The organism is Actinomycetota bacterium (assembly GCA_014360645.1).
In the GTDB taxonomy this organism is placed as follows: Bacteria; Actinomycetota; Geothermincolia; order Geothermincolales; family RBG-13-55-18; genus Solincola_B.
Genome location: JACIXD010000003.1, coordinates 276,705 through 290,693, shown reverse-complemented (window position 1 = coordinate 290,693; position 13,989 = coordinate 276,705). Strand labels below are relative to the sequence as shown.

Sequence of the window (13,989 nt, the reverse complement as noted above, 5' to 3'; positions counted from 1 at the left end):
GCACCATGGCGTGCGCCCGCGCGGGCGCCCCGGCAGGCGGCTCTCTCGCGCGCGGCGCCGAGAGCCGCGCGAGCGGAACCGGCCCCCAAGACCTGTACGGAAAGGAGGTAAGCGCATGGCGACCAGCGTAGAAGCAAAAGGCCAGGAGAAAGAGGCAGTGGGCCTGGACAAGTACCTCACCTTCACCCTGGGCGACGAGGAGTACGGCCTGGAGATCCTCAAGGTGCGAGAGATCATCGGGCTCATGGAGATCACCCAGGTGCCGCGCATGCCCGAGTTCGTGCGCGGGGTCATAAACCTGCGGGGCAAGATCATCCCCGTCATCGACCTGCGCTTGAAGTTCGGCATGCCCGCGAGCGACGACACCCGCGAGACCTGCATCATCGTGGTGGACCTCGAGGGCGTGAACATGGGCGTGGTGGTGGACCGGGTCTCCGAGGTCCTGGACCTGGTCTCCGAGGACATCGAGGAGACCCCCGAGTTCGGGGCCGCGGTGGACACCGCCTTCATCATGGGCATGGGCAAGGCGGGGGAGCGCGTGATCATGCTCCTGGACATCGGCAAGGTGCTCACCGGCGAGGAGGCGGCGGCCATCGCCGGGGCGGAACGGGTTTCCCGTCCGCGGGACGGCGGGGACGCGGATGAGGCGCAAGAAAGCGCTTGAGGAAAGGCGCCGTGCTCGTGGGAGCGGGACCCGGCCTGTGGGGCCGGCGGGTAGGGGTCGGCAGTGCGGCCGGCACACGAATGGGGATGCCGAAGGCCGCACGCCGTCGCCGGTCTGCAGGGAACACGGCGGCAGGACGTTTTTAAAAAGGAGGTAGGTGGAGATGCTCAAGAACCTGAGACTGGGGCCTAAGATAATCCTCGCCTTCGGCATCTGCCTGGCCCTGCTGGTGGTGGTGGGCCTGGTGGGGGTGCTGGGGGTGAGCTCCGTAAAGGGGGGCGTGAAGGAAATCGGGGAGGTGAGACTCCCCAGCGTGGAGGCCATCAACGAGATCAATATGGGTATGAACGAGGTGCTGGTGGGAACGCGCGGGCTGGTCAACAGGCGCATGTTCACCGACAGAGCCGTGCGCCAGGCGCAGTTCGACTACATAGCCGGCACCGGCCAGTACGAGGGCTACGGTTTCGCGCGCATCGGCAAAGCCATTTCGGTTTACGAGCCCCTTCCCCAGACCGCGGAGGAGGCCCGGCTCTGGCAGGAGTTCAAGCCCCAGTACGAGGCCTTCAAGGCCGAGACCGAGGCCTTCCTCTCCTCCATCAAGGAAAAGGAGAGGCTGGAGGCGGAGGGCGTGAACGTTGGAAACACGGAAGACCCGCGCGTCAAGGCCTTAGACGACGAGGCCTTCGGGCTGATGATGTCCGCGCGGGATAAGTGGCAGCTTGCCGACCAGACCATAGAAGCCCTGACCGAGGAGAACATGCGCGCCTCCGAGGCCTCGCGCGCTTCCGCCTATTCCGCCGCCACCGCCTCCACCGTGGCGGTGGTGGTGGCCCTGGCGGTGGGCGCGTGCCTGGCGGTGCTCCTGGGGCTCTACTTCGCGCGCAACGTCAAGGGCATCGTGGGAGGCCTCATGGGCGAGACCGAGTCCCTGGTGAGAAAAGCGGTGGGGGGAGAGCTCGACGCCCGCGGCGATCCGCAGAAGATAAACTTCGAGTTCCGCCCCATCATGGAGGGCTTCAACGCCACCCTGGACGCGGTGGTGGGCTACATCGAAAACATGCCCGCGCCGGTGATCGTCATGGACCGCGAGCTCAACCTGAAATACGCCAACCTGGCGGCGGCGGGTGCCATCGGCGCCCCCGCTGAACAGCTCAAGGGGAGCAAATGCTACCAGCACGTGCAGGGCACCGACTGCCAGACCCAGAACTGCGCGGTGATGCGCGCCATGCGCGAGGGCAACACGGTGAGCAGCGAGATGACCGCCCACCCCGGCGGCAGGGGCGAGATGGAGGTCGGATATGTCGGCTTCCCCGTAAAAGACGCCTCCGGGGAGATCGTGGGAGGCGCCGAGCTGGTCAACGACCTCACGGAGATCAAGCGGGCCGCCCGCAGGATGGAGAAGCTGGGGGACTTCCAGGCCCGCGAGACGGAGAAGCTCATCGCGGCCATGGAGAAGCTCGCCGTGGGCGACCTGGATATCTCCCTCTCCGTGGAGGAGGGGGACGAGGACGTGCGGGAGGCGAGGGAGTCCTACCTGGCCATAAAGCGGGGCCTGGACCAGATGGTGGGCTACCTCAAGGAGATGGCGGGGGTGGCGGAGGACATCGCCTCCCGCAGGCTGGACCGGGAGGACAAACCCCTCTCGGAGCGCGACGTCTTCGGCAACGCCTTCCTGGCCATGGTGGAGGGGCTGAACGAGGCCCTCTCCCAGGTGAACGCCACCGCCGAGCAGGTGAGCTCGGCCTCGCGCCAGATCTCCTCCTCCAGCCAGTCCCTGGCCCAGGGGGCCACGGAGCAGGCCAGCTCGCTTGAGGAGGTCACCGCCTCCATCGAGGAGATCACCGCCATGAGCAAGCAGAACGCCGAGGGGGCGGAGTCCGCCCGCCAGCTCTCCCAAGAGGCCCGGGCCTCCTCGGAGAAGGCGGACGAGGCCATGGGCAGGATGGAGGAGTCCATCCAGACCATCAAGGCCTCCTCGGACGAGACCTCCAAGATCATCAAGACCATAGACGAGATCGCCTTCCAGACCAACCTCCTGGCCCTCAACGCCGCGGTGGAGGCGGCGCGGGCCGGGGAGGCGGGAAAGGGCTTCGCGGTGGTGGCCGAGGAGGTGAGAAACCTCGCCATGCGCTCCGCGGAGGCGGCCAAGAACACCGCCGCCCTCATCCAGGAGTCGGTGCAGAACACCGAGACGGGGGTGAAGATCACCGCCGAGGTGGCCTCGGCCCTAAAGGAGATACGCGAGTCCTTCGAGAAGGTCAACAACCTGGTGGCGGAGATCGCCGCCTCCTCCCGGGAGCAGCTGCAGGGCATCGAGCAGGTCAACCAGGCCATGGCGGAGATGGACAAGATCACCCAGCAGAACGCCGCGGGGGCGGAGGAGTCCGCCGCCGCCGCGGAGGAGCTCGCCGCCCAGGGCGCCACCCTGGCGGAGATGATGGCCACCTTCCGCCTGGCGGGAGGCAACGGCTCCGCTCCCTCGGCCAAGGCTCCCGCCGCCGCGCGCCGGAAGGTGGCGGCCCGGGTGGGAGCGGCCGCCTCGCCGCAGGCCGCGGCCGACAACGGGGGCGGTGACGGCGGCCTCAAGGTGAGGCCCGAGGAGGTCATCCCCTTCGACGACGACTTCTCGGAGTTCTAGGAGGAAGCGGGTTCCTGCCCGCGGGAAAGGACGCGCGGGGAGGGCGGGCCGTCCCGCTCTCCCCTCCCCCTGCGGGCAGAGGATGCGACCATCTCTTCTGTTCCCGCGCCCGCAAGGAGTCGCCGGAGGTGAGGCGATAAAGGCATGAGGCTGCGCGAGGAATACGGAGTGATGCATGAATGCTGCAGGAATATGAGCTGGGCTTGCGGGAGTTCCGCAGGATAAGCGCCCTGGTGTATGAGCGCACGCGCATCAACCTCCACGAGGGCAAGCTGCCCCTGGTGCAGAACCGCCTCTCCAAGCGCCTGCGCCGCCTGGGGCTGAAGGATTTCCGTTCCTACCTCGCCTACCTGGACGAGGACGGGGACGAGCTGGAGGCGATGATCAACGCCATCACCACAAATTACACCAGTTTCTTCCGCGAGCCGGAGCATTTCCAGTTCATACGCCGGCGTTTCATCCCCGAGCTGTTGGAGAGGGACCAGCGGAAGGTGAGGTTGTGGAGCGCGGGCTGCGCCACGGGCGAGGAACCCTATTCCCTTGCCATGGAGCTGCTGGAGGGCATTCCCGACATCGACGCGCGCGACGTGCTGGTGCTGGCCACGGACGTTTCCACCCGCGCCCTGGCGGCGGCGGTGGAGGGCCTCTACCCTCCCGAGCCGGTCTTCAAGTGCGAGCCCCGCTACCGCAAGAGGTATTTTATGGAAGAGGAGGACTCCGGGATGTTCTCCGTGGCCCCCCGCGTGAGGCGGCTGGTGCGCCTCCGCCACCTCAACCTCTTCGACCCCTGGCCCATGCGCGGCCCCTTCGACCTCATCCTCTGCCGCAACGTTATGATCTACTTCGAGCGCGAGCCCAAGCGCGAGCTGGTGAGGAGGTTCCACGACATCCTGCGCCCGGGAGGATATCTCCTGGTGGGACATTCCGAGAGCCTCACGGGGGACGAGCACGGCTTCCTCTACGTCCAGCCTGCCACCTATCGAAAACCCGCGCGGGAGGAGGTGTGAGATGTCCCCGCAAACAGGCGAGCCCTTGCCCAGGCGCAGGATCAGGGTCCTGGTGGTGGACGACTCTGCGGTGGTGCGCCAGATACTCACGCGCGAGCTGGAGAGGGACCCGGACATCACGGTGGTGGGGGCCGCCCCGGACCCCTACATCGCGCGGGAAAAGATCGTGCGCCTCAAGCCCGACGTCATCACCCTGGACATCGAGATGCCGCGCATGGACGGCATCACCTTCCTGGAGAAGCTCATGCGCCACCATCCCCTCCCGGTGGTGGTGGTCTCCTCCCTCACCCCCCAGGGGAGCGAGACCGCCATGCGCGCCCTGGAGCTGGGGGCGGTGGAGGTGATGACCAAGCCGGGGGGCTCCTATTCCGTGGAGGACATCACCCTGCAGCTCATCGACCGCATCAAGGCCGCCGCCCAGGCGGACCTCAAGGCGCTCAGGGCCCATGCCGTCGAGGAGGCCCCGCGCACGCCTCCCGCGCGACGCCTCTCCATGCTCAGGACCACGGAGAGGATCGTGGCCATCGGCGCCTCCACGGGGGGTACGGAGGCCATCCGGGAGGTGATCACCCTCTTCCCTCCCGGGGGGCCGGGGACGCTGATCGTGCAGCATATGCCGGAGGGGTTCACCCGCTCCTTCGCCCAGCGCATGAACGAGCTCTGCGCCATGGAGGTGAAGGAGGCCGCGGACGGGGACGCGGTGCGCACCGGGGTCATCCTCATCGCCCCCGGCAACCACCACATGGTGCTGCGGCGCAGCGGGGCCCGCTATTACGTAAAGATAAAGGGCGGGCCCATGGTGCACCACCAGCGCCCCAGCGTGGACGTGCTCTTCCGCTCCGTGGCTGAGTACGCGGGGGTCAACGCCGTGGGGGTGCTCATGACCGGCATGGGCTCCGACGGCGCCGAGGGGCTGCTGGCCATGCGCAAGGCGGGGGCGCGCACCATCGCCCAGGACGAGAAAAGCTGCGTGGTCTTCGGCATGCCCAAGGCGGCCATCGAACGGAGCGCCGCCGAGGAGGTGGTCCCCCTGCGGGAGATAGCCGCCCGGGTCATCTCCCTGGTGCAGGGCTGAGGGGCGAGACCACGCCCCCGGTCGTCTCCCGGACGCCCCACATCCCTTACCGGGGGTGAAAATCCACCTAAAGAGTGTGCTATAGCGGCCCACATTGAGGATGCTTCTGCCCCGCCCCGCACGTATTCTCAAGGCCGTCGGCGGGGCGGAAAGACGATGTCTCGACCCCCGGCTTTCGCGCTGGGCCTTCTCGGCATGCGTTCGGCGAGAATCCCGCGTCGCGCAGGTATTCGTCTCGGCGCCCGCGGCTAGGGTCGGCTCGACGCCGTCAGGTGCCGGCGCTGCCGGATCGGGCATCTTCGAGCAGTCCGGCCCGCATATGGATCCAAAGCCCCCTCCGCGCCGGCGCGAACGCGGCGCACGAGGGGACTGGTTGGTAATGACCGTTCTGTTGGGAGGTGAAGGATGAGCGGTTATACAAAAAAGCTCGCTCAAACCGCGCGGACCATCCGGGGAAAGGTGTTGCTGGCGGGGCTGGCGGTGCTGGTCCTCTTCGTCCTGCTGACCTTCGTCTGGCTCATCCCCCAGATGCGCCGCAACATCCTGGACTCCAGAAAACAGGCCACCAGGGGCGAGACCCAGACCGCGTGGTCGGTCCTGGAGCATTACCACCGCCTCGAGAAAGCAGGTGAGCTCTCCCGCGAGGAGGCTCAGCTCGCGGCCAAAGAAGCGGTGCGCGGCCTGCGTTACGGCCCCGAGTCGGCGGACTACTTCTGGATCAACGACTTCGGGCCGGTGATGATCATGCACCCCTTCAAGCCGGAGCTGGAGGGCAAGGACCTCTCGGAGAACAAGGACCCGCGCGGGAAGAGGCTGTTCGTCGATTTCGTGGAGGTCTGCCGCGCGCAGGGCGAGGGTTTCTCCGATTACATGTGGCAGTACAAGGACGATGCCACCCGCATCGTGCCCAAGGTATCCTACGTGAAGGCCTTCGAGCCCTGGGGATGGATCATCGGCACGGGCGTCTATATCGAGGACGTCAACGCGGCGGTAGCGGGTTTCCGCAACGCCATGCTCGCCATCATGGGCGGCTTCCTGGTGATCATGGCGGCCCTCTTTTTCTCCATGGGGCGATCGATCTCCGGCGAGGTGAAGAAGATAAATCTCGCGGCTCAAAGGGTATATAAAGAGGTGATCGCGGGCGATCTCGCCTACCGCGCCGATCCCGCCCTGGTGGGCATGGAGTTCCGCCCCATCATGGAGGGCTTCAACGCCACCCTGGACGCGGTGGTGGGCTACATCGAAAACATGCCCGCGCCGGTGATCGTCATGGACCGCGAGCTCAACCTGAAATACGCCAACCTGGCGGCGGCGGGTGCCATCGGCGCCCCCGCTGAACAGCTCAAGGGGAGCAAATGCTACCAGCACGTGCAGGGCACCGACTGCCAGACCCAGAACTGCGCGGTGATGCGCGCCATGCGCGAGGGCAACACGGTGAGCAGCGAGATGACCGCCCACCCCGGCGGCAGGGGCGAGATGGAGGTCGGATATGTCGGCTTTCCCGTAAAAGACGCCTCCGGGGAGATCGTGGGAGGCGCCGAGCTGGTCAACGACCTCACGGAAATCAAGCGGGCCGCCCGCAGGATGGAGAAGCTGGGGGACTTCCAGGCCCGCGAGACGGAGAAGATCATCGCGGCCATGGAGAAGCTCGCCGTGGGCGACCTGGATATCTCCCTCTCCGTGGAGGAGGGGGACGAGGACGTGCGGGAGGCGAGGGAGTCCTACCTGGCCATAAAGCGGGGCCTGGACCAGATGGTGGGCTACCTCAAGGAGATGGCGGGGGTGGCGGAGGACATCGCCTCCCGCAGGCTGGACCGGGAGGTCAAACCCCTCTCGGAGCGCGACGTCTTCGGCAACGCCTTCCTGGCCATGGTGGAGGGGCTGAACGAGGCCCTCTCCCAGGTGAACGCCACCGCCGAGCAGGTGAGCTCGGCCTCGCGCCAGATCTCCTCCTCCAGCCAGTCCCTGGCCCAGGGGGCCACGGAGCAGGCCAGCTCGCTTGAGGAGGTCACCGCCTCCATCGAGGAGATCACCGCCATGAGCAAGCAGAACGCCGAGGGGGCGGAGTCCGCCCGCCAGCTCTCCCAAGAGGCCCGGGCCTCCTCGGAGAAGGCGGACGAGGCCATGGGCAGGATGGAGGAGTCCATCCAGACCATCAAGGCCTCCTCGGACGAGACCTCCAAGATCATCAAGACCATAGACGAGATCGCCTTCCAGACCAACCTCCTGGCCCTCAACGCCGCGGTGGAGGCGGCGCGGGCCGGGGAGGCGGGAAAGGGCTTCGCGGTGGTGGCCGAGGAGGTGAGAAACCTCGCCATGCGCTCCGCGGAGGCGGCCAAGAACACCGCCGCCCTCATCCAGGAGTCGGTGCAGAACACCGAGACGGGGGTGAAGATCACCGCCGAGGTGGCCTCGGCCCTAAAGGAGATACGCGAGTCCTTCGAGAAGGTCAACAACCTGGTGGCGGAGATCGCCGCCTCCTCCCGGGAGCAGCTGCAGGGCATCGAGCAGGTCAACCAGGCCATGGCGGAGATGGACAAGATCACCCAGCAGAACGCCGCGGGGGCGGAGGAGTCCGCCGCCGCCGCGGAGGAGCTCGCCGCCCAGGGCGCCACCCTGGCGGAGATGATGGCCACCTTCCGCCTGGCGGGAGGCAACGGCTCCGCTCCCTCGGCCAAGGCTCCCGCCGCCGCGCGCCGGAAGGTGGCGGCCCGGGTGGGAGCGGCCGCCTCGCCGCAGGCCGCGGCCGACAACGGGGGCGGTGACGGCGGCCTCAAGGTGAGGCCCGAGGAGGTCATCCCCTTCGACGACGACTTCTCGGAGTTCTAGGAGGAAGCGGGTTCCTGCCCGCGGGAAAGGACGCGCGGGGAGGGCGGGCCGTCCCGCTCTCCCTTCCCTTCTCTTTTTACCGTAAACTGTGCTTCCCCGAGGGCAGGAGTCCGGCCACCCCTTCCGCGACAGGCGGGGCGAGGGTTCACGAGGCCTCCCGGCGGGCACTCCTCTCTTCTGCTTCCCTGGGGAAGTGGTCACTCCGCGGAAAAAGATGGAGAAGAAGACTCTCGCGATGAATTTCCCTCCACCCCGGCGCATCTTATATAGAAGGCTCCCGTGGCCCGCCGGCAATATAGGGGAGGGTGCGCATTAACGTCAGCGAAAGACTGCGCCAGCGGCTCGAACCGTTTATCTAGCGACCTGGCGGTGAGCAAAAACGTTCAGCGCTCATGGTTCCCGGCTCACGCCCATCAAGCCCGGAACTCGCCCATCATCATAATGGACCGCTTATCGCGAGCCCGACCCCCATGCGGGGGTCCACGTCCCGCGTCGGCAACGCGATCATATAAGAGGACGGCGGGATACCGCCCGGCGGTATCGGGCGAGAGGAGAGAAGGTCGGAAAGATGACGGAAAAACCTTCGCTCATGGAGAACATATGTGTGCGGGGATGCGGCGCCTGCCCCATGATATCCTGCTGTTTCCATCCCGCCTTCGCTTTTCTGCCCAAGCTAACCGCTACCCGCGGCCGCGGGAAGCTGCCCGGGAAGGTCCGTTCCGCCGTTACAGCATCCATCGCGGCGGCAAGCGCGGCACACCCGCGATGACGGTGACTAGGCGGGAAGGTGTCAAACGCCGCCGGCCGGCGGCCACTACTCCACCAGTCCCTTGCGCAGGGCGATGGCCACCGCCTCGGTGCGGTCCGCGGCTCCCAGTTTCTGGAATATGTGGATGACATGGCTCTTCACCGTCTGCTCGCTTATGAACATCTTCTCCGCGATCTTCTTGTTGGTATAGCCGTAGGCGAGGAGCTGCAGGACCTCCAGCTCGCGGGCGGTGAGGCTGAACTTCGCGGCCTCGTCGTCGATGAGCTTGCGGAACTGGCGGATGAGCTTCAGCGCCGCCTCGGGGTGCAGCATGGACTTCCCGTTCTTGGCCAGCTTCACCGCCTTCACCAGCTCCGCCACCGGCATGCTCTTGAGCACGTAACCGCTGGCCCCCGCCGAGACCGCCTCGATCACGCTCGCCTCGTCGTCCATCACCGTGAGGATGACCACGTTGACCTCCGGCAGCGCGCTCTTGATGAGGCGGCAGGCCTTGATGCCGTCCATCTTCGGCATCTTGATGTCCATGAGGATGACCTCGGGGTGCAGCGATTTCGCCTTCTCCAGCGCTTCCCGGCCCGAGCCCGCCGTCCCCACCACCTCTATGTCCGGCGAGGTGGAGAGCGCGGTGGCCAGGCTCTCCCTGACCATGGTATGATCGTCGACCACCATCACCCTTATGCTCTCCATACGCGATCAGCTCCTCTCCCCGCTAAACCGTAGCGCGCCCTTCCGCATGCCGTTCACACCATCATTCCGTACAGGGATATTTTAACCCCCCACCCGGAGTTTGGCATCCCGCCTCCGTTCTCCGCCGCCGGGGCTGACGCTCAGACCACGATATCGTGCGGCCCCTCCTCGGCCAGGGGATGTATCCTGCCGTGGCCGTTGTACAGCTCCGCGTGCCCCTCCCGGTCACGCGCCTCTCCGCCCGGCTCCTCCTCGCGATGGAAGCCGTCCTCACGCCGTCCGCTCCCCTTTTTCCCCCGCCCTTCCTCCTCCTTTTTCCGCGCCACCGCCCGCGAGGCCTCACCCCTCGCGACCTCGTGCACCGTTTTGGGGTCCTCGTGTTCCCGGCGCTTCATGTCCACCTCGAAATCGTGCGCCTGCTGCTGAGACCGGACCTCGTGCGCGCGCTGCACCCTCTCCGTCTCCTTCACGCCCGAGAGGATGGACTGCAGGTCTATGGGTCGCATGGACATCGCGATCACCGCACCTCGATCCCGTTCATCCTACCTCACCCCGCGCCCTCGTTCTCTCCGGGAGGCAGCCATTCCGCCTCCACCTCCTCCGCCGCGGCCTCTCCCGCCCCTTTTCCGCCTCCCCGGCGGGCGGAGCCGCCCAGGAGCGTGGCCAGCACCCAGAGCGCCTTCGCCGCCATCCCCAGCGCCAGCGCTCCCAGCATGCACCAGAGGGCGCGGACGATGCAGGCCTCCAGATCGCCGCCGGAGAACACCCCGTACCACAGGGAGACGAAACCCGCCGCCAGAGCCAGATACACGCTCACCAGCTCGATGAGCTCCCTCATCCTCCATATCCTCCTAAGGGCGGAAGCGTTCCCTCATGCTGTGGTCTCTTCCCCACGCCGGGGCGGCCGCCGTCCGACCACGTCCCGTGCCACAAATCTCTCCATGGGCACGACCACCGAGGGGTCGCCTGCGAGGTAGACCTCCGCGGCGCCCGATGCCCCCGCCATCCTCTCCGCCCTCGCGGCGTCGAAGAGCTCGTCCACCTTGGAGATCACCAGCAGGTAGGGCCGCAGGGGCTCCAAGGCGTTCAGCCAAGCCGCGTATTCGCCTTCCTCCATGCGCGCCTCCAGCACCACCACCGCGGTGAAACCGGCCAGCCCTCCCTCCAGCATTTTCCGCCACCGACCCACGTCCCGCGCCGCCAGGGGCGGGGTGTCTATGAGCACCGCGCCCGTCGACCTTCGCGCCTCGCTCAAAAGCTCCTCGGCATCCAGACAGGGACGGTACTCGCTTCCCATGTTCTTCCACAGCTCCTCCCAGCGCCTGGCGCCGCTCAGGCGCCCCTCCTCCTCCAGGCTCAGCACTGTGACCTCGCGGCCGCGCACCGTCAGCGACCAGGCCGTGCGTCCCAGGCAGGTTGTCTTTCCCGCCCCCGAGGGCCCCAGGAAGAGCGCTCTTTCCGGCAGCCCCCGGTATCCTTCGCCGCCCGTCCCCGCCGCGAAGCGCAGGGGCACGAAGAGGTGACCGGTTTCCTCACGAGGATGCTCGGCGTCTCCGCGCTCCTCTTCCTCCCGCCCCGCGCCGTTCCTCTCCCCGCCGCAGCGCCGCTCGGCGTTCTTCCCGCTACTGGGACGCACGCCGGAAATACCGCCGCGTCGCGCACATGAGGGGTCGGGGGGCTCCCCGCCGCCGCCTCGGCCGACGGGCCTTTCCGTGGGGTCCGTCCTAACGGGACTTCTTCCGCGCGGCGCCCTGCTCCCGTCATGCTCCCCATCCTCACCCGCCGGCACGTCCCGCTTGTATCCGCGACCTCCGACCGTCGACGACGCCTCGCCCCCCGGCGCGCTCTCGCCGCGCTCCCTCCGTGCCGCCACCGGCGGGCCGGGAATACGCCTCCCGGCGCTCACCGCTGGAGCCTCGCCCGGGACGGCTATGTCCACGCGTCCCCCGCCGCACGCCTCTCTTCCCTCGCCCTCGGGCAGCACGACCACCATCTCCACCATGGAGCGCCCAAAAAAGCCCAGCATCCCGCCCTCGATCACCGGGCGCGTGGCCACGATGACCGCGTCCTCGCCCAGCTCCCTGCGGACGCGCGCCATGAGCTCTCCCGCGTCGCGTCCGCGGTACTTCTTCAACCTCATGGAACGCACCTCCGGACGATCTCCAAGGCCTCCGCCTCCCGCTCAGGCATCCGCCGCCGCCTCCCCCGTACCGGGTTCTCCCGCTCCACCTCCGGAAGCCGCCCTCCCCCCTCGCCTCCCGCCATATCCGGCGCGCTCGCCGCCGTCTCAGGCATCCACCGTCACCTCCACCATACCCAGGTTCTCCAGCTCCACCTCCAGCGGCAGCTCGTCGTAGGAGAGCACGGGCATGCGCGCAAGTATCCTGGCCGTGAGGCGCCTCACGAAACGCCGCACCGACGAGGAGCACAGCAAAACGGGCTGGAAACCCCGGTTGGCCGCCTCCTCCGCCCGTGCGGCCAGGCTGGCGATCAAGGCCTCCGCGAGCCCGGGCTCCAGCCCCGTCACCAGCTCCCCGTTCACCTGATGCAGCGACTCGATGATGGCCCTCTCCACCCCCGGATCCAGGGTGAGGACATGCAGCTTGCCGTCCTCCGCCAGGTACTGACCCGCTATGGTGCGGGCGAGCCCCTGACGGACGTATTCCACCAGCATACCGGTGTCCTTGGTCACCTTCGCGCGGTCCCCGAGGATCTCCAGGATGGTCACCATGTCCCTGGTGGGCACGCCCTCCGCCAGCAGTCCCTGCAGCACGCGCTGCAGCTCGCCCACGGTGAGCAGGTTGGGAACCGCCTCCTCCACCGCCACCGGGTTGGTCTCCCTCACCATGTCCACCAGCGCCTGGGTGTCTTGACGGCTCAGGATGTCCGCGGCGTGGCGCCTGATGGTCTCCGTGAGGTGGGTCAGGAGCACGGACCCGGGATCCACCACCGTGTAGCCCGCCGCCTTGGCGCTCTCCACCGCCTCCTCCTCTATCCACAGGGCGGGAAGCCCGAAGGCCGGCTCGGTGGTGGGAGTGCCCGGTACCATGTCCTCGCTCAGTCCCGACTCCAGGGCTAGGTAGGCGTGGACGCGGAGCTCCCCGCCCGCCACCTCCACGCCGCGTATGAGGATGCGGTAGCGCTCCGGGGGCAGGGTGATGTTGTCGCGCAGGCGGATGGGAGGGACGATTATCCCCAGCTCCGTGGCGATATGCTTGCGCACCAGCACCACCCTCTCCATGAAATCGCTGCCCGCGCCGGGGTCCACCAGGGGCACGAGGTCGTATCCCAGCTCCAGGGCCATGGGGTCCACGCGGATCAGCCCCGCAAGCTCCTCCTCCGGGGCGGGAGCGGGCGGCCCGGGCGGCTCCTCCACCGCCTCTCCTTTCTCGAGCTCCCTCTTCATGGCCACGGAAACGGCGTAGAGGGACCCCGCGAAGACCAAAAGGGGTATCTTGGGCAGCCCCGGGAGCGCCGCCAGCGCCCCCGTGATCAGCGCTCCCAGCTGCAGGGCACGGGGTTGACGCAAAAGCTGCATGGAGAGGTCAGATCCCAGGTTGGCGTCGGATGCGGCGCGGGTGACGATGACCCCCGTGGCCGTGGAGACCAGCAGGGCGGGGATCTGGATGACCAGCCCCGCGCCGATGGTCAGCAGCGAATAGGTCTGCACCGCCGTGCCGAGGCCCATGCCCATCTGGAAGGCCCCCACCGCCAGTCCTCCCAGCAGGTTTATGAACACCACCACGATGGCCGCTATGGCGTCGCCCTTTACGAACTTGCTGGCCCCGTCCATGGCGCCGTAGAAATCCGCCTCCTTGCCCACCTCCTGCCTGCGCCTCCTCGCCTCCTCCTCGCTGATGAGGCCGGCGTTGAGGTCGGCGTCGATGCTCATCTGCTTCCCGGGCATGGCGTCGAGGGTGAAGCGCGCCGCCACCTCCGCCACGCGGTTGGCGCCGCTGGTGATCACCACGAACTGCACCACCACGATGATGAAGAACACCACCAGCCCCACCACGATGTTCCCCCCGATCACGAAATGCCCGAAGGAGTTGACCATGGCCCCCGCGAACCCCCTCACCAGGATGAGGCGGGTGAGGGCGATGTTGATGGCCAGGCGGAAAAGGGTGGCGATGAGCAGCAGGGTGGGGAAGACGGAGAAGTGCAGCGGCTCCTGGGTGTACATGGTCACCAGCATCACCACCATGGAGAGGCAGAAGTTGAAGACCACCAGGAGGTCCAGGATGAAGGGGGAGAGGGGCACGATGATCATGACGATGATCATGACCACGATCCCCGCCATGAGGAAGTCGCTGTAGCGTC

At 67.3% G+C, this 13,989-nt stretch carries 10 protein-coding genes; 5 read left to right on the top strand and 5 right to left on the bottom strand.

Going from position 1 to position 13,989, the window contains the following annotated elements; genetic code table 11:
* Positions 1 to 115 precede the first annotated feature (115 nt).
* The 5 genes from H5T74_04240 (at position 116) to H5T74_04220 (ending at position 8,213) form a co-directional block, all read left to right on the top strand.
* Positions 116 to 664: a chemotaxis protein CheW gene (locus tag H5T74_04240; GenBank protein ID MBC7229587.1), complete on the top strand. Its 549-nt coding sequence runs from the start codon at positions 116 to 118 to the stop codon at positions 662 to 664.
* A 157-nt stretch (positions 665 to 821) separates the two neighbouring features.
* On the top strand, positions 822 to 3,302 hold the full coding sequence (locus H5T74_04235; protein MBC7229586.1) for a PAS domain-containing protein: 2,481 nt from the start codon (positions 822 to 824) through the stop codon (positions 3,300 to 3,302).
* Positions 3,303 to 3,481: 179 nt separating this feature from the next.
* Positions 3,482 to 4,309: a protein-glutamate O-methyltransferase CheR gene (locus H5T74_04230; protein ID MBC7229585.1), complete on the top strand. Its 828-nt coding sequence runs from the start codon at positions 3,482 to 3,484 to the stop codon at positions 4,307 to 4,309.
* 1 nt (position 4,310) lies between these two features.
* Positions 4,311 to 5,384 (top strand): chemotaxis response regulator protein-glutamate methylesterase, encoded by a 1,074-nt coding sequence (locus H5T74_04225; GenBank protein ID MBC7229584.1) that lies wholly within the window; start codon positions 4,311 to 4,313, stop codon positions 5,382 to 5,384.
* 405 nt (positions 5,385 to 5,789) lie between these two features.
* Positions 5,790 to 8,213 carry a cache domain-containing protein gene (locus tag H5T74_04220; protein MBC7229583.1) on the top strand — a complete coding sequence of 808 codons (2,424 nt, stop codon included), beginning with the start codon at positions 5,790 to 5,792 and terminating at the stop codon, positions 8,211 to 8,213.
* 814 nt (positions 8,214 to 9,027) lie between these two features.
* Here H5T74_04220 and H5T74_04215 read toward each other — a convergent pair.
* The 5 genes from H5T74_04215 to flhA form a co-directional block, all read right to left on the bottom strand.
* The gene (locus tag H5T74_04215; GenBank protein ID MBC7229582.1) at positions 9,028 to 9,669 is read right to left on the bottom strand and encodes a response regulator transcription factor; all 642 of its coding nucleotides are present in this window, start codon (positions 9,667 to 9,669) and stop codon (positions 9,028 to 9,030) included.
* Between the two features lie 140 nt (positions 9,670 to 9,809).
* Positions 9,810 to 10,181 carry a hypothetical protein gene (locus H5T74_04210; GenBank protein ID MBC7229581.1) on the bottom strand — a complete coding sequence of 124 codons (372 nt, stop codon included), beginning with the start codon at positions 10,179 to 10,181 and terminating at the stop codon, positions 9,810 to 9,812.
* Between the two features lie 35 nt (positions 10,182 to 10,216).
* Complete coding sequence (locus tag H5T74_04205; GenBank protein ID MBC7229580.1) at positions 10,217 to 10,507, bottom strand: hypothetical protein; 291 nt, start codon at positions 10,505 to 10,507, stop codon at positions 10,217 to 10,219.
* 33 nt (positions 10,508 to 10,540) lie between these two features.
* On the bottom strand, positions 10,541 to 11,809 hold the full coding sequence (locus tag H5T74_04200) for a hypothetical protein (GenBank protein ID MBC7229579.1): 1,269 nt from the start codon (positions 11,807 to 11,809) through the stop codon (positions 10,541 to 10,543).
* 147 nt (positions 11,810 to 11,956) lie between these two features.
* On the bottom strand, positions 11,957 to 13,969 hold the full coding sequence (gene flhA, locus H5T74_04195; protein MBC7229578.1) for a flagellar biosynthesis protein FlhA: 2,013 nt from the start codon (positions 13,967 to 13,969) through the stop codon (positions 11,957 to 11,959).
* Between the last annotated feature and the right edge of the window lie 20 nt (positions 13,970 to 13,989).